At 67.2% G+C, this 21,645-nt stretch carries 20 protein-coding genes and 2 pseudogenes; 12 read left to right on the forward strand and 10 right to left on the reverse strand.

The window, feature by feature from the left end:
- Positions 1–338 precede the first annotated feature (338 nt).
- The 5 genes from GSF22_RS06080 to GSF22_RS34505 form a co-directional block, all read right to left on the reverse strand.
- Complete coding sequence (locus GSF22_RS06080; protein WP_208811758.1) at positions 339–1,742, reverse strand: hypothetical protein; 1,404 nt, start codon at positions 1,740–1,742, stop codon at positions 339–341.
- A gap of 1,224 nt (positions 1,743–2,966) precedes the next feature.
- Positions 2,967–3,413 carry a hypothetical protein gene (locus tag GSF22_RS06085; protein ID WP_208811759.1) on the reverse strand — a complete coding sequence of 149 codons (447 nt, stop codon included), beginning with the start codon at positions 3,411–3,413 and terminating at the stop codon, positions 2,967–2,969.
- 13 nt (positions 3,414–3,426) lie between these two features.
- A complete protein-coding gene (locus tag GSF22_RS06090) occupies positions 3,427–4,104 on the reverse strand; it encodes a hypothetical protein (RefSeq protein WP_208811760.1) in 678 nt (225 codons plus the stop codon).
- The gene (locus GSF22_RS06095; protein ID WP_208811761.1) at positions 4,101–4,508 is read right to left on the reverse strand and encodes a phosphoadenosine phosphosulfate reductase domain-containing protein; all 408 of its coding nucleotides are present in this window, start codon (positions 4,506–4,508) and stop codon (positions 4,101–4,103) included. Before GSF22_RS06095 ends, GSF22_RS06090 begins: the two co-directional genes overlap by 4 nt.
- 65 nt (positions 4,509–4,573) lie before the next feature.
- Positions 4,574–4,960, reverse strand: coding sequence for a hypothetical protein (locus tag GSF22_RS34505; protein WP_244366369.1), 387 nt, complete (start codon positions 4,958–4,960; stop codon positions 4,574–4,576).
- On the opposite strand from GSF22_RS34505, the gene GSF22_RS06100 reads away from it, so the two are divergent.
- On the forward strand, positions 4,961–5,809 hold the full coding sequence (locus GSF22_RS06100) for a hypothetical protein (protein ID WP_244366371.1): 849 nt from the start codon (positions 4,961–4,963) through the stop codon (positions 5,807–5,809).
- Positions 5,806–6,984 (forward strand): ankyrin repeat domain-containing protein, encoded by a 1,179-nt coding sequence (locus GSF22_RS06105; protein ID WP_208811762.1) that lies wholly within the window; start codon positions 5,806–5,808, stop codon positions 6,982–6,984. Before GSF22_RS06100 ends, GSF22_RS06105 begins: the two co-directional genes overlap by 4 nt.
- Positions 6,985–7,245: 261 nt before the next feature.
- On the opposite strand, the pseudogene GSF22_RS06110 reads toward GSF22_RS06105, so the two are convergent.
- Positions 7,246–8,650, reverse strand: a pseudogene (locus GSF22_RS06110) (IS1380 family transposase).
- A 90-nt stretch (positions 8,651–8,740) separates the two neighbouring features.
- Here GSF22_RS06110 and GSF22_RS06115 point away from each other — a divergent pair.
- The 5 genes from GSF22_RS06115 to GSF22_RS06135 are packed head-to-tail and all read left to right on the forward strand — an operon-like array spanning position 8,741 to position 11,654.
- The gene (locus tag GSF22_RS06115; protein ID WP_244366373.1) at positions 8,741–9,466 is read left to right on the forward strand and encodes an FAD-dependent protein; all 726 of its coding nucleotides are present in this window, start codon (positions 8,741–8,743) and stop codon (positions 9,464–9,466) included.
- Positions 9,463–10,014: a hypothetical protein gene (locus GSF22_RS06120; protein WP_208811763.1), complete on the forward strand. Its 552-nt coding sequence runs from the start codon at positions 9,463–9,465 to the stop codon at positions 10,012–10,014. Before GSF22_RS06115 ends, GSF22_RS06120 begins: the two co-directional genes overlap by 4 nt.
- Before the next feature lie 28 nt (positions 10,015–10,042).
- On the forward strand, positions 10,043–10,414 hold the full coding sequence (locus GSF22_RS06125; RefSeq protein WP_208811764.1) for an endonuclease III domain-containing protein: 372 nt from the start codon (positions 10,043–10,045) through the stop codon (positions 10,412–10,414).
- Complete coding sequence (locus GSF22_RS06130) at positions 10,411–11,265, forward strand: hypothetical protein (protein ID WP_208811765.1); 855 nt, start codon at positions 10,411–10,413, stop codon at positions 11,263–11,265. The genes GSF22_RS06125 and GSF22_RS06130 overlap by 4 nt, the downstream gene beginning before the upstream one ends.
- Positions 11,256–11,654: a hypothetical protein gene (locus tag GSF22_RS06135; RefSeq protein WP_208811766.1), complete on the forward strand. Its 399-nt coding sequence runs from the start codon at positions 11,256–11,258 to the stop codon at positions 11,652–11,654. Before GSF22_RS06130 ends, GSF22_RS06135 begins: the two co-directional genes overlap by 10 nt.
- A 5-nt stretch (positions 11,655–11,659) precedes the next feature.
- On the opposite strand, the gene GSF22_RS06140 is transcribed toward GSF22_RS06135, so the two are convergent.
- Positions 11,660–12,178: an NUDIX hydrolase gene (locus GSF22_RS06140; RefSeq protein WP_307803768.1), complete on the reverse strand. Its 519-nt coding sequence runs from the start codon at positions 12,176–12,178 to the stop codon at positions 11,660–11,662.
- A 115-nt stretch (positions 12,179–12,293) separates the two neighbouring features.
- On the opposite strand from GSF22_RS06140, the gene GSF22_RS06145 reads away from it, so the two are divergent.
- Positions 12,294–13,466, forward strand: a complete 1,173-nt coding sequence (locus GSF22_RS06145) for a hypothetical protein (protein ID WP_244366374.1) — start codon at positions 12,294–12,296, stop codon at positions 13,464–13,466.
- 42 nt (positions 13,467–13,508) lie between these two features.
- Positions 13,509–14,096 (forward strand): GTP cyclohydrolase I, encoded by a 588-nt coding sequence (folE, locus tag GSF22_RS06150; protein WP_208811767.1) that lies wholly within the window; start codon positions 13,509–13,511, stop codon positions 14,094–14,096.
- Positions 14,097–14,296: 200 nt separating this feature from the next.
- On the opposite strand, the gene GSF22_RS06155 is transcribed toward folE, so the two are convergent.
- Both GSF22_RS06155 and GSF22_RS06160 read right to left on the reverse strand, forming a co-directional pair.
- Positions 14,297–14,764, reverse strand: coding sequence for a GNAT family N-acetyltransferase (locus GSF22_RS06155; RefSeq protein WP_307803769.1), 468 nt, complete (start codon positions 14,762–14,764; stop codon positions 14,297–14,299).
- The gene (locus tag GSF22_RS06160; RefSeq protein WP_208811768.1) at positions 14,761–16,065 is read right to left on the reverse strand and encodes a helix-turn-helix domain-containing protein; all 1,305 of its coding nucleotides are present in this window, start codon (positions 16,063–16,065) and stop codon (positions 14,761–14,763) included. The genes GSF22_RS06155 and GSF22_RS06160 overlap by 4 nt, the downstream gene beginning before the upstream one ends.
- A 383-nt stretch (positions 16,066–16,448) precedes the next feature.
- Between GSF22_RS06160 and GSF22_RS06165 the strand changes: the two genes are divergently transcribed.
- From GSF22_RS06165 to GSF22_RS06175, 3 genes and pseudogenes are all read left to right on the forward strand, one after another.
- A complete protein-coding gene (locus GSF22_RS06165) occupies positions 16,449–16,895 on the forward strand; it encodes an NUDIX hydrolase (protein WP_307803771.1) in 447 nt (148 codons plus the stop codon).
- A 19-nt stretch (positions 16,896–16,914) separates the two neighbouring features.
- Positions 16,915–17,252, forward strand: a pseudogene (locus GSF22_RS06170) (transposase); the annotation flags it as partial.
- 43 nt (positions 17,253–17,295) lie between these two features.
- Positions 17,296–17,601 (forward strand): NIPSNAP family protein, encoded by a 306-nt coding sequence (locus tag GSF22_RS06175; RefSeq protein ID WP_208811771.1) that lies wholly within the window; start codon positions 17,296–17,298, stop codon positions 17,599–17,601.
- Here GSF22_RS06175 and GSF22_RS06180 read toward each other — a convergent pair.
- Positions 17,596–21,054 (reverse strand): nSTAND1 domain-containing NTPase, encoded by a 3,459-nt coding sequence (locus tag GSF22_RS06180; RefSeq protein WP_244366376.1) that lies wholly within the window; start codon positions 21,052–21,054, stop codon positions 17,596–17,598. The two genes, GSF22_RS06175 and GSF22_RS06180, sit on opposite strands and share 6 nt — an antisense overlap.
- Positions 21,055–21,645: the final 591 nt, after the last annotated feature.

Below are 21,645 nucleotides of genomic sequence, written 5' to 3' on the forward strand. Positions count from 1 at the left end.
CCGAGCCAGTCGTCGATCTTCACGTACAGTGCGGTCAGAAGGGTGTTGAGGTCTGTCGTCACAAACGGATCTTCAACACCCTTCGCCTATGCCGCAGCCCCGGGACCGTTAGGACTTACTCGTCTAGGCGGTACGGTAACGCCTCGCACTGATGCACTCTTCTGCCGCTGATAAGGCGCGGCCCCGGGAGCCGATTGACCGTAGCGTTCGCACCTGCCGGCGATGCCTGGCGCGTGACGCTTCCGGGCGTACGACGGCGCATACCCCAGACCGGTACGTGCTCTCGTTCGACGACGCAGGAGGGCGAGCGAGAGCACGTCACCAAGGCGTGAGGTCGTTCAGTTCGGCACGGCGACGCTGTGTCTGCGGAAGAGGCTGTCGAAGAAGGCCTTGACAAGGGGACGTGCCTGCTCCTTGTCTTGAAGTTCTTGCGTTCCGAATCGGTAAACCTCGTAACCGGCGAGGGTGAGGTCACGGCTGGCGGCCGCGGTGCGTGCGTACTCGTCGCCGTCCGGGAGCCACCGTCGCTGGCCGTCTTTAGTCTCGCGTTCGCTCGCGTAGTGCGTCTGGCCGTCGACCTCCAGCACGATTCGGGCGCCGGCCGGCGCCAGCAACAAGAGATCCATGCGGAACTGCACCAGTGCGTCCTTGCCGCGGACCTTCACCGTTTTCGGATCCCAATGGCGCCAGACCTCGGGTAGGAGAGCGGGAAGCTCCTGGAGCGCAGCACGGTAGATGTCGTGGTAAAGCCTGAACAGGAGTAGCTGGTGTGGAGAACCCTTCGGCACACTGCCGCCGAGCCGTTGGTACAGCTCGCGCTTGGCCTGGTGATCGTCCTTGACCTGGCGGGTATCCGACCACCAACTCTGCAGGTCGCGCCAGCGGAGGCCGGCAGGGCCGATTGGCCGGTCGTAGACGAGGACTTCGCCGGTGGGATCCACTACCTCGACGTCGCTGTCGATGACATCGATGAGCCGAAGATCTGGCTTTCGCGGGGACGCAAAGATGAGCTGCTTGGGCCGGCCAGTCCTGGCACCGGTGGTCACCATGTGGAAGGTTGGGTAGCCATCGGTGTTGCCCGTCTCCCTGAGCTCGAGGCGGATACCGGCGAGTTGCGGATTGATCGCGTCGACCAACTGGCGTTGGGCGTCTTCATCGGGCACGGTGTCGCCGGACACCATGCCTTCGAGGAAGAGGGCGAATCTGCGGTCGGAGGCGTGATCAATCGCACCGAGTTCGTCGAACAGCTGCTCGACGGTCCAGTCGTCGTTGCGGTAGAAGTGCCGGTCGATCTGCCCGCCGAGGCTGGTGTCCTCGATGCCGAAGAAGAGTTCGCCGCGGCTTAGATCGAACAGCGTTGCAAGCAGGTTGTGGAATCGCTGAGCGTGATTGATCAGGATCCAGCCCGGTATGGCACGGGCGAGGTCGCGACGTGTCCGCTTCGGGATCGGAGGCGGGTGCTCGTCGGCCCACACGAGATCCTGGATCGCCATCCGGTCGATCATCTGGAGGCCGCTGTTCCGTTCCAACAAGCCAGCGGCGACCTCCCAGAGTCGTTCGTCCGGGACCGCCGCGGCACTGCTTTCACCACGCTGGGCCTTGGTGTCGCCGCCTGCTGACGGCGGCAGCCCAGCCGCAACCAAGTCGTCGTCGAGCCTCGCACGGGTGCTTCCGTCAGCGATCGTACAGGCAGCCCTGAATACGATCTCGCGCAGCGTCGCGACACCCGCGTCGTCAACCATCCTGTGATTCTGGCACGATCTCATGCGGTAGACCAATGCGCCCGGGGATCAAACCACCCGCGCTCAGGAAACCAAGCGATGCACCTTCCAATTGGACTTGCCCACGCCCAAACATGGGTGATTTCGGCCGGTAGTGGTGGCGGCTGGTCCGGCAAACTGTCGTAGTCCTCACTTAAGCTGTGAAGTGCCGGCCAGGGAGTGCTGAATGTAAGCCCTGCAAAAACGTGACGTTCAGGTGCCCCCGTTGCCGCCAATTTTCGTCGGACGTCGCCTCTTTTCGGCGCTTCCAGGAACTCACCCAGCCAAGCGTTGAACGCTGGCCAGTCTTGTCTTGCGGGCCCTCCCACCCCCTGAGGAAATAAAAGAGCCTTCGGCTGCTCTCCGGGCTGCGCCCATCGGGACGTGAGCTGCACGACACCCAAGGTGGCGAGCTGGCGTACCTCTTCGACGGCGGAGACGGCAAGGCTACCCTCAGGCTGCACGATCTCCAGAAAGACGCCTGCAGCTTCCAGTTCTTGAAGGCGCCTCATCAGCGTAGGCCTAAGTGACCGCAGTCTGGCAGATTTTGCAAGCGTGACATACCAGACTCTGCGAAGCTCAGGGGCAACTATTTCTTGGTCACCGAGAACCAATTGCGTCATTTGCGCATATGCGGGTTCGACATCTGCTACGACCTCAACGTACGCCGACGGTCGATTACTATATTCAATGCGAAGGTCAGCCATGCCCCGGGCGCTATTGTCGTCCTGAATAACCACTCGCTCTCCGGTTAGTCGCGCGACAACGCGCGCCGCATGGAACTCAAAGTCACCTAGATAGCTGCGAAACCCACGCATTCGCATATTATCCGATCGCAAATCGATCGGGTAGCCTGGCTGGAACTCTTCCATCGTTGTAGACGCTTCCCCTCGTCCCGGTAGACGAGGATCTTAGGCCAAGACCTCGGTGCAGCCCGAGGGATTTGCGGACCCGTTCGTGCATTGGTCTGCCGCAATCAGGTCGCTACAGAAGGCCGACGGCAAGTCGGGGTCACCCGGCTGCCTGACACGTTGGTTCAGCAATCTTGGACGGCTGACGAGCCGCAGACAACCATCGCAGCAAACCGCCTGTCCCTCGCGACAACCATGTTCATCGAAAGGCATCCGCCGATCGGTGGGAACTGCGACACAGAGAGGGCGGGCCACGTCTCCGTGACCCGCCCCAGGGGTTGGTCCGCCATGCGGACTAGCTCGGCAGCCGAGGCCGACCGGCGCCGCCACCAAGGTTCTGGACGATCGCGCCGCCACGCTTCTGCGACTCCACCACGGCGCACGTCATACACAGCGCCAGCATCGCGTCCGGTGCTCGACTCGCCGCCTCCCGCTGCTTCGGGCCGATCCACATGTCCTGCCGGCAGTCCTCGCACTGCCTCAGCATGTGGTCGACCGTCGGCACGTACCGCGGCAGTCCCTGGCCCGCCATCAACTCGTTGATGTTCGTTGGCGGACACGCCAGGATGAACCGCTCCTCCCGCGTCAGGCCCTTGCCGTCCCGCTCGACGATCCTCGCCGCCGCGCCGATCTCGACCTCATCCGCGCCCGCAGCCCGTAGCCGATCCGAGTCGAGGGTGCCGTAGCGGGCGAGCAGCATCTCCCGCGCCAGGTCGAACGCGTCACGTCTCCCGTTCTCCACGTGCGAGCCTCCCTTACTCTCCGGCGATCAGCGACGTGACGACGTCCGCCTCGACGCGCACGCGGGGGCCGACGACCTGGCCCCCGGCCGCGCGCACCGCCGCGATCCGCTCGAACACCTGCCTGGCCGCCAGCCCCAACTGTTCAACCGAGGGGACCGCCACCACGTCTGCCCGGCCGGTGGCGATGTCGTTGACGGCCTCCCGCCAGCCGCGGGCACCCACGTGCTCGCCGACAAGCTCGTAGCCCTGTTCGGTGATCCATCGGTGCGCCATCTCGGTCAGCTCCTCGATAGAGGCCCGGCCGCCCCGCATGGCCCTGCTGAACACCACGGCGCGGCACCGACGCCAGCGGCGCGCGTCCGGGTCCCACCGGGCGTGCTCGTACAGCCGGCTCAGGTTCGGGCCCGAGCCCTCCACGTCCGGCGAGCACCACTCCCACCGCTGGGCGTCGGCGTCCCACCGGACGTGCCAGCCGAACTCGCGCGCTTCCGCGTGGCCAGGCCACCGGCCGGTCCAGTCGGCCCGGCCGCAGTCGTGCCCGGCCGAGTCGCGCTGCGCCCGGCACCACAGACGCTTGCGGCCGGTGGCCAGGCACTCGACCACGTCGCAGTCGTCGGCGTGAGTCTCGCCGATCGCTACCTCACAGGCCGGGCAGCTGCCGCGCAGCGGCTCCTCGTCCACCAGGCTCACATTCCTGCCTCTTCGATCAGCTGCGCCATGCGCAGGTCCTTACGGAAGCTGTGCCCGATCTCCGCCTCCACTGCGGCGTACTCGTAGGCCAGAGCGGGCCGGGCGCGGCACGCGGTCAGCAGGTCCCGCTTCGACGCCAGGACGCAGAACGAGCACGACAACCGCGACATGCCCAGGTCGTACGCCGGGTGGTACGGCACGCCCGTCGCATGAATGCGCGCCCACACCTCGTCGACGGTCCAGCTGTGGATGGGCAGCCACGTCCAGACGTGGCGAGTCGTCTGCGTCGACGCGCCCTGGTCGTACGAGAGCTCTGCCCTGCCCGCTCGGCCGGGCGACTCCTCAGCCCGGAACCCGAAGCACTGCAACACCCGCGCCGGCCGGTCAAGCCTCAGCTCGTGCACCAGCGCTGTGATGAGCGTCCGGCCCGGCCCCCGCTTGTGGTCGCTGGTGCTTATCTGCACTTTCCTCAGGCGTCAATCACTGGCTCGAAGATGCTTGACGCGGCGCGCGTTACTTGCTCAGGCGGGTCTGGGGGTGGCATCATCGCCGCCATGATCGCGAGAATCGAGTCCTCCGTCTGCCGGTGAGCGTGACGACCGAGCCCGGACCGCTCGGACCCCAGACCACTCTGTTCGCACACGCCCTTCGTCTCCATCAGCAAGATCCTGACGGCGTTCTGCCGCGTGACGGCGAGCCGTATCCAGACGACGAATTCCACCGTCGGCGGCCGCGACCCCAGCCTCAGAAAGATCGGCGACTCGATGGTGCCGACGTCGCCGCCACCCTCGACAGGCACTTCGCCAAAACCGATGCGCCACCAAGCGAACTTGCCGACGCGTTCCACGGCGTCCACGTGCCGATCCACCGCAACGAACACATCGCCGCCGCGGCGTTGCGGGCGGACCGGCAGCGAGTGCGGCAGGCCGGCCGGTGGCTGGTGCGGCATAGTACGGATCGCTGCGCCGCGACGGTCGGGCTTGCGCTGCTGGCCACGGATTGGGAGGAAGATGATATCCCGCTGATCCAAACCATCGGCCTGCTGTCGAACCGATTCGGGGCGTTGGCCGCCGAGGCGCTGCAACGCCGCCGCGGAGGCGGGGAAGCGTTGCTGTGGCTGGCCAAGCGTGTCGCGGGCTGGGGTCGGGTCTACATCGTCGAGGCGCTGTGCCGCAACGGCGGCTATGCCTCGCGGTCATGGCTGCTGCGCCACGCCTGCGACGGCGACTTCCTCAACGGCTATTTCGCTGGCCAGGTCGCCACCACAGCCCACCTGCACGAAGCGATTACCAGCACGGAGGTCGACGATGACCTGGTCGACCACACCGGCCGACTCCTGAAGGTCATGGCTGACTGCGGTGGCATGGGCATGACCCTCAAGCACTATCCACCGGCACCCATCGTCCTGGCTGCACATGCGGCTCACCTTGCCCGGCAGGCGCCGACGGTGAACCGGTACGTCGACGCCGCGGTCATCGCCGACCACCTGACGGACAAGCCCTCGAACCGATGCGGGTGCACCACCGAGCAGCGTGACCGCATCGTGCAGCAGTACCTCACGGTGCTCGACCGGCCCGACTGGTGCGACACAGTCCGCGCGGGCCTCGACTCGACCAGCGACTTCTTCGTCTGGTTCGCCGGCAACGTGGCGGCGCGACTGCACCTGCGCGCGTTCGCTGACCTGACGGGAGGTGATGATCGATGAATCATGCTGCCGATCAGCAACTCATCGAGGCGGTGCAAGCCGGTGACGAAGTGGCCGTTGCACAGGCCCTTGCTGGCGGGGCGGACCCGAATGCCGCAGTGAGCCGGTACCAAGGGTCGGTGCTCATCGAGGCAGCCCGCAGCGGCAGGCTGGGAGTTGTCGGCCTGCTGGTGGACGCCGGCGCCCGCATCGGACCCTTCGGTTACTTCCACGTGACGCCGCTGCGCGTCGCCATGCTCGAAGCACACGCGGACGTGGTGCAGTACCTCATCGCCCACAGGGCCCTTCCGGCGGAATCCACGACAAGGACGAGCATCTTGACGGAGGCCGTGTCCTATACACGGCACCGTCCTCGACCGGCGGCCCTTGCCACGCTGCGGGTGCTGCTCGAAGCGGGGGCAACACCACACCCAGGCGAGGAAGCGCCTCTGATCACCGCGGTCATGCGACCTGTCGCACCTGCGGTCCTGCGCCTTCTCCTCGCGAACGGCGCGGACGTCAACCAGCAGCGGTCCGACGGCACGCCAGCGATCGTCATCGCCGCTCGGCGAGGAGATCATGGCGCGGTGGACGTGCTCCTGCAGGCCGGCGCCGACGTGGACACCCGCGACCAGCAAGGGCGGACCGCGTTGATGCACGCGGTCGAACGCAACGAACAACGGGTCATCGCCGCCCTGTTGTTGGCCGGCACCGTCATCGACACGGTCAGCACCGACGGCATGACCGCCCTGGAACTGGCGCGCGGCTGGCAGCACCAGAACGTCCAGTTCATGCTGGGCGAGCACCACGCTGGCTTGGACGACGAGCCGATCACCCGCACCGTCGTCCGGATCCTCCCGACGAGTGTCCGGCTCACCGGTGACCCGCAGATGTTGCACCTGTTGGCGAACGTCATCGTCATCGTTCTCGACGACCTCGGCGACGACGAGTGGGCAACTCGCACGGGCGTCGACGCCAATACGGCGCGGGCGGTTGCCCTGCGGCTGCGCAACGAGGTCGTGCCGGCCCCCAACGCATCGTGGTACCAGTTGGATGTCACCGCAGATGAACTCGCGGCCACACGCTCGGCGTTGGTCGAGCTCGCCTACGGCACCACACGCGTCCTGCCCGCCGCTACCAGCAGGCTGGAGATCGTCGACCTGCTTGAGGAACTCAACCGGCAGCACGGGCGTTAGCCCGGCCAGGGCCACATCTACTTCAGTGAGGCGTCGGTGGGCGCTGTCGACCGGATCTGCAGCAAGGGCCGCTGGGACAGCCGCAGTGCCTGCTCTCGCTTAGCCCTGCTCTTTCACGAGGGTTGTGGCGGTGGCTGGTGCCGGGTTGATGTTGATGTGTGTTGATGTGGTTCGGGTGTGGGTGTGGTGAGGTGACCGACGATGGTGTCGGTGTCCTCCGTGGCGTTGCGGGTTGTCGTGGTCGGGACAGGTTGTGCCTGTTCAGGTGACGGGTTGGGGTAGCGCGGTCAGGCGGGCGAAGGCGGTGGCGAGGTGATTCCGCCAGGGCCAGGTCGCGGCGTAGGCGTAGTCGTCGGCCGCCGCGGGTCAGGCGGGCGGGGACGTGCAGGAGTCGGTAGCGCAGTTTCTTGGGTTCCGCGTGGGCGAGGTCGCTGTCGAGGAGCAGGAGTTGGGACCAGACGAGCAGGTCGATGCCGGTAAGGGCCAGTTCGAGCCATGCGGCGTTGATGGCGAAGACCCGAGAGGGGAACCGACCGAAGCCAGTGTTCTTACCGCATCTGATGCGGTCCTCGACGCGGGCGTGGGCGCGGTGGCGGACCTCGAGGTGCTGGATCGGGGTGTCGCCGGGCGGGGTGTCGGTGATGAGGACCTGGTGCCGCCAGCCGGTGACCTCGTCGAACAGCGACAGTTGGGCGCCGGGGTGGGGTCGTTCCCGACGCACGATCATTCGGGTGCCGGCCGAGTAGCCGGTGAGGTCGACCAGCGGGGTGATCTCGCAGATCTCGGCGTGTTCCCGCAGGCCCGCGTCGGTGTCCACTGCGGGGATCCACAGGTCGGGCTGGTCGAGCAGCCACGCCAGCCGTTCACGTAGCGGCGCGGTGATCGCCGCGCCGATCGAGAAGCGGATGTCGATGCCCTGTGCGCGTAGGTCACGGATGTGGGTCAGGAACTGCCTGGTGCAGCCGGCGGTGTCGGCGCGGACGAGGATCGGGGTGCCGTACCGCTGTGGCTCGGGGATCTGCGCCAGACACGCGTCCAGGACCGTGATGTGATCGGCGGCGGTGTTCGACCCGGCGTTACCCGCCCGCAGCACGGCGGCGAGGGCTTCACCGGTGTTGTCCAGGAACCCGAACAACGGGTGGTAGCCGTATGTGTGCTTGAACGTGGGCGCGGTGTTCTCCTTCTCGGAATGGCAGATCACCAGGCTGGCGTCCAGGTCGATCACCAACCCGGGGATGTCCCGCCCGCCGGCGCGGGCCGGCGGCACCGCCCGGCCGGTCTCGGTGGCCTGCGCCCAGGCCACCTCCCGCGCGTGTGCCCGCGCCTGACGCAGCCCGGTCAACTCGGACGCGCCGATACCGGCCATGACCCGCCACGCCGTCGGGGTGGACGCGACCTGTCCGAACACGTCGGGCTGGTCGCGCAGCACCGTCAGGTCGCTGATCGCTTCACCGCCGTCGGCGAGCATCACCGCCACGTCCACCGCGACACGTCCCGGGTCATGACCGGCATCCCGACGCCGTAGCCCGGCCAGAGCGTCACTGACCGCACGGGTCAGGCCGGTGACATCGGCCAGATCAGCGAGCAGCCGGGTACCGGCACGGGCGACCACACCCGTGCCATCAGCGCTGACCGTGAGCTTCGGACGCGACCAGGTAGTCCGCACGCGGAAAGTGCCTTCCGTTCGGGCTGCTTGAGACCTTCGACAAGCCTCATCATCCCAGTTCAGAAGGCACTTTCGTCATTCCCGCCCGCCATGTGGATCACCACTCGTGAAACACCCGGGCTAGAGACCTCGGCTGCCGCCCTCGACCCGCTGATCGGCCAGTTCTACGACTTCAAGGCCCACCACACCAGCCCCGGCGGCATCGATGTGCGCAGCTTCTGCGTCAACGGCCACGGATACATCGTCAACGAATTCCACCGCCCTCTGAACATCCGCGGCGTCAACGGACACTCGTTCCTGCACCGCCGCAGCGACTTGTCGAACCTGGCGATCCTGGCCACCGTCACCGAGGCGTTCACCCCCGACCCCAAGGCGTATGTCCGGGACACCGCCCGCGCTATCACGGCAGCCACCGGCGGCTACCCGGTCCGGCAGGTCCTCGCCGGATTCCTTCCTGATGGGGCAACCGGACAGCCGCTCGGCGTGGCCGCATCGAACCCGAAGACCCGCGCCGGTGACCTGCGCGAGGTGCTGCCACCACCGTTGGCCGAGGCGTTCGCCAGCTACATCACGGCCCTGGGCGCCGCTCTGCCGCCGGTGCTCGCCCCGGACACGGTCCTGTACGCGCCGGAGATCAAGTACTACAACTATCGCGTCCCCGTCGACCCGGCCACGTGGCAGAGCCGCGACATCGCCGGCCTGTACGTGGTCGGCAACGCCGCCGGGTACACCGCCAGCCTCTCGGCCGCCGCCCTCAGCGGCCTGATCGCCGGCCAAGCCATCACCGACCGCGCCACCGCACTGAGCCAGCGATGAGCGCCACCGGCGTCGCGGCCGAGTTCGACCTGCCATTCACCAGGCCACCGGACCTGGACGCCACCATGGACATCCAGATCCCCGCGCTGGCCTGGCAGCCTGATCCGGCAGGCGGCTACCGTCGGGTCCTGCACCTCGACGGCCAGCCAATCGCCGTGACCGTTCGCGAGGGCGGCGGCGGCCTGCGCGTCGCCGCGAGTCGCCCACACGATGAGTTGCCCGGACTGCTGCGTCGGATGTTCCCGGTCCAGGTCGCCGACCTCGACCTCGGGACGAACCCCGTCTGGGCACGGTTGCAGGCCCGCTACGGCGGTGTGGTCGTCATGTGGACGCCGCCGTTCGAGGCTCTGGTCATCACCGTTCTGTCGCAGAACCGCACCGGTGAGATCGTGCGTCGCGTCTATCCAGCCCTCGACGCGCTTTGTGGTGGTCTGACGCCGCAGAGCCTCGCAGCGCTCGACCGTGACGTGCTGCGCGCCGCCATCCGCTCCGCCGGCCCCGTACAAGGCGGACCGGCTGGGCGAGCTCGCCGCTCTGATCACCGTTGACGGCCGCGACCGGTTCGACGAGCGCATCATGCGCAGTCCCATCGCTGAGGCGCTGGCCTACCTGGAGGCCCTGCCCGGGGTCGCGCACAAGACAGCCGCCTGCGTGCTGGTGTTCTCCGCCCGCACCACCACGACCATGCCGGTCGACATACACCTGTTCCGCGTCGCCGACCGGCTCGGCCTGGCCCGCCACGACGGGAAACTCACACCCCGCGTACGCGAGGCCGTGATCTCTCAACTACTCGCTCACGGCGCCGACGTGGCGCTGGCGCACTTCGTGTTCCTGCTGGTTGGCAGGACCACCTGCACCGCCGGCACACCCGCCTGCAGCGCCTGCTTCATACGCCAGGACTGCCACCACGCCAACAGCCCTCACCGGAACAAGGAGGACCAACGTTGATCGGCGTAGCGGTCATCACCAGTACGCCGCACCTGGCCGGCCTGTCGACAGCCGGCAGCATCGACATGGCGCTCACCCATCTCGTACTCACCGAACCCGCTCAGGCCGCCCACTTCGCCGCACGCGCCCAGGCCGGCGTCCGGGTCGTGCTCGACAACAGCGCCTACGAACTGGAAGAGACCACCGGCCAGGGAATGAGCGCCGCAGCCGTCCTGCGAGCCGCGCACCTGATCAATCCGACGGTCGTCATCTGCCACGATGTGCTCTACGACGGCCCCGCCACGGTCGGGGCCACCCGCCGATTCCTGGCCGAGGCCGCCGACCTGGCCGAGCCCGGCCAGTTCACCTACATGGCCGTGCCGCAGGGCACCACCCGCCGCGAGTGGCTCGACTGCCACGCCCGACTCACCGACCTGCCCGGCGTCGACATGATAGGGCTGAGCAAGCTGTCCGTACCACGGTGCTTCGCCGGCCCGGTCGCCGAGGCCCGCCTCGACTGCCTGGCCGCGCTCACCGGCGACGGCGACCCGCCTCTACCGCTGCACCTGCTCGGCGGCGACCGTTCCCTGATCTGGGAACTACGCCAGCACCATGAGCGCGGCTACGACATGTTCATCACGGGCAACGACTCGTCGTTCGCGTTCTGGTACGCCGCTCACGACCTGCCCGCCGACATCCTCACCGGCCGGGCCACGCGGTACGCCCCGGACAAACCGAACCTGCACGACCACGTCCTCGACCCGTTGCGGCTCTCCGCCGCCCACCGGCACGTGGCCCTGCTGCGCGACGCGGCCGGACTCCCGCCTCTGCCCACCGAGACGCCGACCGAGCAGGAGGCGGCATGGCGCTGACCCGCCACATCCACGTCACCACACAGGTCGAGGGTTTGCACCGGTGGCCGGACGCCAGCTCGCCCGACGGATACCTCGCTTCGCCCCACCGGCACCTGTTCGTCGCCTCTGTCGAGATCTCCGTGCACCATGGCGACCGAGAGCTGGAGATCAACGCGGTGGCCCGCTGGGTCACCACCGTCCTCAGTTCGTTCGCGAACCCGTCCAACTGCCCCGACGGGCCACTGGATTTCGGCGCCCAGAGCTGCGAGCACCTCGCCGAACGACTCGTCGCGGCGATCACCGACCGGTACGGCACGCACCGGAGGGTGCGTTGCACGGTAGCCGAGGACGGCATCCTCGGCGGTGGTGTGCAGTGGGACCCCGACCCGGCGGAAGCCGGGCAGTGAACACCTCAGACCACGACAGCCTGCGCTGCGATCGGATGTCCCCGCATCAGGATCCCGTCCCGGCGCAGGCCTTCCTCGATGTCCCGCAACGGGTACCGGGCGACACCGGCGTCGTTGAGGATCCGCATCACCGTCGGATGCGGCTGCACCTCATCAACCGGTGCCTGCAGGACCCCGTCCACGTGATGCCCGCCGGCCGCGACCCGTATCGCGGTGCCGGCACGGAACGCGAACATCACGAAGTGGTAGGAACCGTCCTCGGCGCGGATCTCGTACACCCCGGTCGGCGTCAGCTCGCCGACCTCGAAGCCAGCCTCCTCCACCGTCTCCCGGCAGGCCGCGTCCTGCGCCGACTCCCCGAACTCCACCTTGCCGCCCGGCAGCAGCAGCCAACCCGCGTAGGGACCCCGCTGCTGGCGCACGAACACCACCTCGCCCGAGTCGACGGGTACAACCGCCAGCGCGGCGATGGTCGGCTCACAGTCACGATCACCCGTCCCAGAGCACAGGCCAACAACACTCACGTCCCACCTCGACGCTATGCGACGAGACCGCAGGAACCTGCCGCACGTTACCGCCGCGGCCCTGCGCACCCTCCCACGACACACCACGACGACCAGTGGATGGAGGTGGACACCGTTGACCTACCCCGGTAACGGGCAGGCGTTGCTGCTCATCGCTGACGCCGATCTGCTCCACCGGCCACGACCCATGCGACCAAACAAACCGATCGCCCTGGTCACCGTGCCCACACCGCCGCAGCCGCAGCCGTCGCACACCGTCATCTCCAGCTTCACCGGCAGCCAACTCCTGCCGGTGCTCACCCGAACCCACGACGGGACCCGCCAGCATGCCCGGCAGATCCCGGCCGGCGCCCTGCTCGATGGTCTGCGCCTCGGCTCCGCCCTCACGGACACGTTGACGACGATCGGAGCGGATGACCCGGCCGGGTACGCGCCGCTGTTCTGCGCCATCGCCCACTCCGACGGCTGGCACACCTACAGCCGTGTCCACCTGCGGTCCGACGCCGGCTGTTTCATCCGCACCTCACCGGCTCCTGCCGGTGACCCGACCGACCCTGTCGCCTGGCTGCCCGACGCGGTCGCCAGCCACGGCACGCACGCCGCGCAGCTCAACAGCCTCGATGGGGCCATCACCCAGGCCCACCTGGGCAAGGAGATCGAAACCAAGTTCACGCTCCCGCGCGACACCCCGCTGTGGCCCCTCGCCGTCGACCTGCACGACCGCGTAGCGGTCGGCGCGCTACCCGAGATGGCACCCCGTTTCCGAGACCCCCTCGAAACGTGGGACTTCGCCAACGCTCTCTTCGAGGTCCACGGCCCAGGCCCGCAGCGCGGCTACGTCTCTTTCCTCTACACCCGACCCGGCATCTACCAGGTGAAACGCAAGAACTACGAAGCCGATGCCCTGATCCGTCATGAACACGTCGACGTAGACGTCACCATCACCGAGCCCCTGGATTGCTACGTACGCGACACCCTCGGACTGCTCGCCCGACCCATGCCCGGCTTCCGCCGCATGCGCTACGACATCAAGTTCGAGTCGTTGCGTACCGGCCACCACTACGGCATCTTCGTCGACCGCTGGCCCTACACGCCGACCCGACGGAAACACTCGTCCAGGTCGAGGTCGAGTACCTGCGCAGTCGCACCGTGCTGCCCCTGGACGAGCCCGCCGTCTTCACCGAAATCGAGCGCGCTACCGACTGGGTTGCCGGCATCCTCGCCGAACACGCTCTGCCCGCCCAGCTTGGCTACTACTCCAAGCTGTCCTTCCTCCGCGACGTCGTAGCGCGGCGTCCGCATCTCCTTCCCCCGGTCGACAAGGACACCCATGATCAATGACCCCGGCATGACTGTCGCCCCTCTGGACCTCGAATCCGCCCGGGACGCCGCCACACAGTTCCTCAAGGCGCTCGGAATGGACACTGACGCTCCGGCTACCGTCGATACCCCGGCCCGGATGGTCGCCGCCTACGCTGAGCTACTCAGTCCGCGCCCGTTCGTCTTCACCACTTTTCCGAACGACTCTGCCTACGACCATCTCGTCGCCGTCCGGGCGATCCCCTTCCACAGCCTCTGCGAGCATCACATGCTGCCGTTCCGCGGCACGGCCGATGTCGCCTACCAGCCCACCGACAAGATCGTCGGGCTGTCGAAACTGGCCCGACTCGTCGAGCACACCGCCAAACGCCCCCAAGTCCAGGAACGCTTGACCCGGCAGATCGCCACCCACCTCACCGAACAGCTCGCACCGGCCGGCGTCGGCGTTCTTGTTCGCGCCGAGCACCTGTGCATGACCTTGCGCGGCGCCCAGACGCCCGGCACTGAGACGATCACTACCGCACTGCTCGGTACAGTGCGATCCGAGGCGGCACTACGCAACGAGTTCCTGCACGCCACTCGCTCTGGAGATCGTTGAGATGAGCCGCGTGATCTACGTTCACCAGCGTGCACTGCGGTCACCGCCAGTTTCCGCGCCTGGCAACTCCTGCCGCTGTCTATCGGACCGTGGCGGTGCCTCAAGCTCGAAGGCCAAAACCGGCAGGGCTCGGTGAAGAACGTCGTCGGTTTAGCTCCGGGATTGGAGCAACTCCTACCACAACTGCACGAAGGTGTCGGTTACGGCCGGAAACCGGCACAATCAAGCCGGTACATGACCTTGGTGGTGGCAGCCAGTACTCCCAGTCGGCGGTAAAAGGCCTGGGCTTCAGTGTTGTCTCGGTCCGTTGTCCATTCGACCCGGCTGCAGCCGGAGTCGTAGGCGATGCTGCAGATCTCCCGCATGAGTTGCCGCCCAAGCCCTTGCCGTCGATGGGACCTACGGACATACAGTTCCTTTAGATACAGGGAGGCGGTAACGCCGGCCGCTGGCCACAGACGTGAATAACTGGCGAGCCCGACGACGTGGCCGTTGTCTTCGGCAAGCAGCACGCGAGCTGCAGGCATCGGCCCAAATAGCAACGCCGCCACCTGCCGCTCACGCTCTTTCAGGGGCGGAAACTCCGTAACACCGTAGAACTGGTCAAGCTCTTCGAGGAGATCGACGAGGGCAGGCACATCCCCTTGGACGGCGTGGCGCAGCTTCACCTTTCCAGCTCTTCCTTTGGGTAGGCGTTGGGAAGCAAGAGGTCGTTGATGTCTCGGAGCGCGGTGGTCTTTCGTATGCCTTTGGGCGCCATGTTGATAATCTCGCGAGCACGGATGGATAGAAGCCCTGCGCGCTGGTCCGGCCCGACCTGGGTTAGCACGTTGGCGAGTTGCTGGACTGCTGCCTGCGCTTCGTGCATGTGGAGCAGACAGGCAGCCCGGTCAAGCCCGATCATCGACCGGTCGAGGTAATCGACGCGTGGGTAGAGTTCGAGAGCTCGATCTTGGGCTGCCCATGCCGCCGTAGTATCGCCGAGGTACGTGAAGGCGTTGCCGGCGTGGAACCGCAGTTGTGCTTCGTCGTAACCGAAGGCTGAGGCGATGACCTGCTCTGGTCCCAGGCGGCTCAGCGCGGCCTCCGCGACGAGGATCGCGGCTGTGGTGTCTCGATGATTCTGAAGCGCAGCTTGGGCGCGCGCTTCTAGGGCTGCTGCGAGGACTCCTCCGACGGTCGCCGTTTCTCCGGCAAGTTGCTGCGCGTGCCGCGCCACAGCGATAGCTCCGGGGTGATCGCCGGCATAGAAGTGCCAGTACGCATCTTGGGCCCAGACCCAGGCGCTGGTGGCAGGGTCCTCGGCCTCGGCTGCGGCGGCGCGCGCCGTGCGTGCCCACTTTCGCGACGAGCGAAGGTCATTTAGCTTGAGTAGAGTCAAGCTGAGAAGGCCAGCCATCTGAGCAATAAGCCGTGTGGTGCAGCGTAGGGTCATCGCAGTGTGGCGTCTGGTAAGTAGCATCTGCAGGTCTTCGATGTCTGCAAGGAGATCGGCCAGCAAGTCATTCGGCGGGCGCAAGCGGGCTGCCCGGCCATGTCCGACAGCAGTCTGCTCCCAGCTCGCGAGGTACCCGACGGTGACGTCGTGGCGCGCCAGATCAACCTCCAACTGTTGGCGCACCCGGTCCTGACGAGATAGCGACGCTTCTGCGGTGTCGACAGGGGGCATTGCTGGCCGAAGGCCGGCCGCAGCTTTCATTGCCGACACACGGCGCTGCTGCCGCGCGAACGCCACAATGCGGTCGTATTCCTGCGCGAGGACACCACTGGTCTGCAGGACCGCATCGCAGCGCTCCCAGAAAGCGCGGTCGGGTTGCTGGCGGCCGGTCTCCGTGTTCGCCACGGAGCTGCGCCCGTACTGGATTAGCCGCGCGAAGACGTGCTGCGTGTGCCCGGCGACCCTGCGCAGCTCTGCGAGCTGATGGCCAAGGCTTCGCCAGGCATCCATAATCTCGTCGCTGTCGGTCATCGCTGATTCCCCCCGGCGCATCGTGCCATAACGATGTGTGGTGACGATAACCGCCGCTGGTGATGGCGAGACACCTGCACTTGCTGCCACCCAAGGATGTCGCAGACTTCACCCGCACTTTAGCAACGATGCGTTCCAGCAGGTCACGGCGTTGGGCTCGCGCGAGATCCAGCCTCCTTGCAGCGATCAACGGCCGGCAGTTCGCGGTGTCAAGGTTTTGTCGGAGTTGGTGTCGGAGTCCGCTGACAATGTCGTGGCCCGCCGTTGTGGGCGTGTCGGGCGGTGGGCGTCCTACGGTCCAATCCATGCCCTCCGGGCGCCTCGACTTCATCGTTGGCCAGTCGGTCGGCATCACTCGATCACACCGAGGAAAGGAACCTCACGTGGCACCACAACGTCAACGCGCCCAGGTCGACGTTCACCTGATCCTGCGCCGAGGCGACGACATCCTGCTCGGCCAGCGCATCAACACCGGCTGGGCCGACGGACAATGGCACGTTCCGTCCGGACACGGCGAGGACCGCGAGTCCGCTCTTCACACCCTGGTTCGCGAGACCGGTGAAGAGATCGGCATCGCCATCGACGCGGCCGAGGCCCGGTTCGCCCACCTCGTGCACCACTACACCGAGTCGGCTCGGATGGCGGTCTTCTTCGAGGTCACACGCTGGACCGGCGAGCCGGTCAACACCGAACCGGACAAGTGCACCGGCTGGCGGTGGTTCCCCCTCACGGACCTGCCCGACCCGCTCATCCCCTACGCCGCCCAGGCCCTCGCCCACTACAGCAAGGGTGAGCCGTACTCCGAGCGTGGCTGGGAGGACATGCCGTGATCCTTGCGGGGTGAAACGCACCGGTTCGCCGTGGCGGGACCTGCCCGAGCGGTACGGGTCATGGAAGACCGCGCCCACGAACGCTTCAGCAGGTGGGCCGCCGACGGTACGTGGGACCGGTTGAAGGCCCACGTCATCGCCTTGGCCGAACTCGACGAGGGCATCGACGGGAACGCCCGGGGCGACGCCACCATCGTGACGCCCACCAACACGCCACCGGTACCCGTACAGGGGGCTGCCCACGACAAGTCGCGGGCAGCGCAGGCTATCAGCCGCTCCCGGGGCAGTCTCACCACGAAGATCCACACCCTGGCCGACGGGCGTGGTCGATCCCTGGCCACCCGGATCACTCCCGGTTAGGGTCGACAGCGGAACGCCTCGACGCAGCTGGGGAGAGGTGGTGAGCGTGGCAAGAACGGTGCAGATCCGGACCTACACGGTTCGGGAGGGACTGTTGGACGAGTGGGTGGACAGGTGGCAGCGTTTGGTCGTACCCCTGCGCCGTGATCTCGGCTTCGGGATTCACGGCTCCTGGAAGGACCGCACGCGTCACCAGCACATTTGGGTCATTTCCTATGACGGGCCAGGATCGTTCGGGGAGGCCAACGCCGCGTACTGGGCCTCGGAACGCCGTAAGACGCTCGGTCTGAACCCGGATGACTACCTGGTGGGTGAGGAGATTCGCGAGGTCGAGCAGACGCTATGAGTCCGCCTCGACCGGGAGCAGATGGGCTTGCCGTTCGTCGTCGGTGAGCGCACGGAACACCCGGGTCCGGGCTACAGCGGTCAGCTTGTCGAGGTCAACGGAGTCCGTCCAGACGCGAGCGGTGCCGTCCGTTGAGCCGGTTACGATCTGTCGCCCGTCTGGAAGCCATGCCAGGCTGGTCACGCCGTCGCGGTGTACGCCGATCACCTCGCCTTGGTCGTCGTCCATGCCCCAGACCCGGACGGTCCGGTCGTCGGAGCAGGAGGCAAGCCGCCGGCCGTCCGGTGCCCACGCCACCGCGCGGACCCGCTTCTCGTGGCCGGTCAGTATCCGCGGCTGGTCGGTGCCGGTGAGGTCCCAGACGCGGACGGTCCAGTCTGCGGAGCAGGTGGCGAGCCGACGTTCATCAGGTGCCCAGCTGAGTCCGTCCACGTAGTTCTGGTGCCCGGAGTGAACCGTGCTGTCGCCGGGGTGTTCGATGTCCCAAATGCGGACGGTGCGGTCGTCGGAGCCGGAGGCCAGGTAGCGACCGCTCGGCGACCAGGCGAGCGCGCCTACCCAGTCTGCGTGTCCGCGCAGGACGCCGGCGGTACTGCGCGCGCGCAGGTCCCACACCCGTATTGTGTTGTCCTTGCATCCGGCCGCCAACCGCGATCCGTCCGGGGACCAGGCCAGCGACTCGGCCTCTCCGTCGAGGCGCATGTCCCCGTCGTCACGGATCAGATGAATCGAGCCGTCCCGCAGGGCGACGGCGAGCACGTCGGCCGTCGGTGAGCAGGCGAGCGCCACGACCGGCTCCGGCCCGGGTGCCACGACATCTGTGCCGTCTTGGTGCCACAGCCGGACGGTGCCGTCGACTCCAGCGGTCACGATTCTCGCCGTCCGGTCCAACGCCACGGCGGTGATCGGTCCCTCGTGTCCGGCCAGCAACCGATGTTCGGCTCCGCGCGGCTGGACCGCCCACGTCCGGGCGGTGCCGTCACCGGAGCCACTGATCACTCGCTGGCCGTCTGGCGACAGTGCGACGGACCAGGCGCCTTGGGCGTGCCCGCGGAGTTCGGCCACCTCGCGCAACCGTTGGACGTCCCAGACACGGATGCTGCCGTCACCGCTGCCGAACACCACCGTCCGACCGTCCGGGGACCAGGTGACCGACCACACCGGTGATCCCTGGCCACCAATCACGTGCCGGGTCTCGCCGGTCGTTACATCCCAGATCCGTACAGTCTGGTCACCGGAGCCGGTAACGAGCCGGTTGCCGTCCGGGGACCAGGCTACGGCCTCGACGAAGTCACCGTGCCCGGTCAACCTCCGTTCTGGCTGGCCGTCGGCGAGGTCCCAGACGATGACGGAGCGGTCGTGGGAGGCGGAGGCCAGCCGTCGGGAGTCGGGGGCGAAGCGCAGGCCCCACACGTCTCCCTCGTGGCCGACAAGGTGAGCGTTGAGCTGCCACGCCGCGGTGTCCCACACTCGGACCGTCCGGTCCCGGCTCGCCCCGGCCAGACGCGAGCCGTCGGGTGACCAGGCGACACCGCGTGCCACGTCCCCGCAGGGCAGCGCCGCGACCAGGTCTGCCGTTGTGGCCTCCCATACCCGGACCGTACCGTCCCGGGAGGCGGTGGCGAGCCGAGCAGAATCCGGCGACCAGTCGACGGCCTCCACCATGCCGGTGTGCCCCCGCAGCACTCGGACGACTGTGCCGGTGTCGGCGTGCCAGACCCGCGCGGTGCCGTCCCGGGATCCGGTTGCCAGGTACGTGCCGTCTGGTGACCAGGCCACGCCACGGACGGCGTCGGTATGCCCGATGAGTACTGCCTCGGTGTGACTGAACGCCAACGCTGCCATCAGTGCCCGGCGAGCAACCGGGGTTGGCGGACACTCTCGCAGCGCGGCCGACGTCAGCAGCACCGCCAACTCTGGATAGCGGTCCACGTTGCCGAGCGCGAACTGACCGATCGTTTCCGACACCCGGTGTAGGAACGCGGTGTCCCGGCTCCGGGATGCGTTCACCAGGGCACGGGCGGTCGGGCTGTCTTGGCCGGCGGACTCCATCGCTTCCAGCCACTGCCCGGCCAGTGCAAGCCGTTCCCCGGTCAGGAGATAGTCGGCGCTGCACCCGGCATGCGTCCAGTCCGCCGCCCATCGCTCCAGCTCGGTACGCCGCCGCAACTGCTCCGCTCGCGCCTCCACCTGTTGCCGCAGCGGCGCCCAGCGGCGGAAGAGGGCCTCGTGCGCAACCTGCACATAGGGTTCACCGTCGAGCACGTCGGTGGTCAGCAGGCGGGTATCGGTGAAGACGTTGATCACCCGGCGTTGGTCATCGGACAGCTCCCGCATTGGCACTCGACGCCGGGTCGGCTCGACTCCTTCCATCGCCACGAGACGCAACAGGGTGGCCAGGACGTCGTCGGCGCTGCTGTCTCGGCGTACCTCGGCCATGACCATGTCGGCCTGGCGGCCCAGTGCCCCCGCTACCCCACCGAGGGTTTGGTACGCCTGGCGTGTGGCGACGTGACCCGGTCCAGCAGCCAGGTACATCTCCTGAAGAAGGTACGCCAGTAGCGGCAACGCGTCCGGCGTGGCAGTGTCGGCGACAATCTGTTCGACGAGGCCGTCCTCGAATTGCATCCCGGCGAGCTGAGCGGGCTTCTCTACGACTGCGATGAGATCTCGCGATCGCATGGTACCCAGAGCAGTCGGTTTGGCGAACAGTTCCGGACGCGGACCTACGAGCAGGTCGGCGAGAAACTCGACACGGAGCGTCGCGATGACCCAGAGCCTCCGGTCGGCCTCTAGCGCGGTCGCGACCTGTTCCAGGAACATGGCCCGTTCCGCGGCGCTGGACAGCGTGGCCAACTCTTCGAGCTGATCGAGAATCAGAAGGACACGTCCAAGCCGATGACCTGTTCGGGCTCGCCAGGTCGCCAGGTTGCGGGCGAGACTGTCCGGACGTGCCCGCACCTCCCTCAAAGCAACAGCCCGGTTGGCGGCACCCAACGCGACCGCCAGGTCAGCAAGCCCTCCGAGCGGTTCGCCGGCCGGCGTGACCGTCGGCAGCACGTGCCACCGGCTCCCTCGCAGCCGGGGAACGACGCCTGCGTGCACCAGCGATGACTTGCCGCTGCCGGAGGCGCCGGTGACACAGACGAACCTGTCGGACCCGTCCAGTCCCAGCTCGTGCAGCCGTCGAAGCAGCGTATTGACCTGCTCGTCCCGGCCGAAGAACACAGACGCGTCCTGCTCCGTGAAGGCGGAGAGCCCAGGATAAGGGCTACGCTCCGCCCGCCATGTGGGACGTGGACTGCGAGGCGCTTCCCACCACAGCAGCAGGCCGTTCCCAACGATCAGCACCACCAGCAGGACAATCAGCGCAGGACCGGCGACCTGGCGGATTCTAACTGTCAGTGGCGAGGCATCGGTGTTGGCAAAGAAATTGACCGCTATCTCCAGCAAGACGGCGATGATCAGGAGTGATAGCTGAAAGACAACGGGAGGACGTCGACTCGGCCGCACCAACCCTCCCCAGCGATGATCCCCGATACCATCACGTTAGCGGGTACGGGCTCGTATACATATCAGCGGTGCGGATAAAGAACCCTTGGCCCCCCGTTATCCCACTCTCGCCGCCGTCCGGGCTCCCACCACAGCGTGGAGAGTCGAAACACTCGGCGGTCCGGCCGGGTCAGCGCAGCGCAGTGGCCAGGCCGCGCTCGCGGCCTTCCGGGCGCGCACGTCCGGGCGGCTGCGCCGCGCCGACCTGGCCACCGCGCCCGACACCACCACGGCGGTGGCCGAGGGAGTGGCCGCTGGTGGCCCAGCCAGCATCCGCTGGGCCACCAGCCTTCTATCAACCACAGGAGGAGCGCGTCGTGGATCTCGGCTCCCAGACCAGCACCGAGCCATCATCGGACGTGGTGCCCGTCGACCGGTGGCACCAGATCAACCTGACCTTCTCGAACTGGCACACTGCTGATGAGTTCGCCGCAGCGCCGCTCGCCCCCGCGCTCATCGCTACCGAAGACGACGGCGCGATGACCGCTTTCT

Origin of the sequence: Micromonospora echinofusca (assembly GCF_017614955.1) — a bacterium.
In the GTDB taxonomy this organism is placed as follows: domain Bacteria; phylum Actinomycetota; class Actinomycetes; order Mycobacteriales; family Micromonosporaceae; genus Micromonospora; species Micromonospora echinofusca_A.

What these genes read in the sequence shown, in the direction of transcription:
- GSF22_RS06125 (WP_208811764.1), top strand. Translation starts at nt 10,043, where the DNA reads ATGCGCAGTCCCATCGCTGAGGCGCTGGCCTACCTGGAGGCCCTGCCC.
- GSF22_RS06105 (WP_208811762.1), top strand. Translation starts at nt 5,806, where the DNA reads ATGAATCATGCTGCCGATCAGCAACTCATCGAGGCGGTGCAAGCCGGT.
- GSF22_RS06120 (WP_208811763.1), top strand. Translation starts at nt 9,463, where the DNA reads ATGAGCGCCACCGGCGTCGCGGCCGAGTTCGACCTGCCATTCACCAGG.
- GSF22_RS06135 (WP_208811766.1), top strand. Translation starts at nt 11,256, where the DNA reads ATGGCGCTGACCCGCCACATCCACGTCACCACACAGGTCGAGGGTTTG.
- GSF22_RS06160 (WP_208811768.1), bottom strand. Translation starts at nt 16,065, where the DNA reads ATGACCGACAGCGACGAGATTATGGATGCCTGGCGAAGCCTTGGCCAT.
- GSF22_RS06115 (WP_244366373.1), top strand. Translation starts at nt 8,741, where the DNA reads ATGTGGATCACCACTCGTGAAACACCCGGGCTAGAGACCTCGGCTGCC.
- GSF22_RS06080 (WP_208811758.1), bottom strand. Translation starts at nt 1,742, where the DNA reads ATGGTTGACGACGCGGGTGTCGCGACGCTGCGCGAGATCGTATTCAGG.
- folE (WP_208811767.1), top strand. Translation starts at nt 13,509, where the DNA reads ATGATCAATGACCCCGGCATGACTGTCGCCCCTCTGGACCTCGAATCC.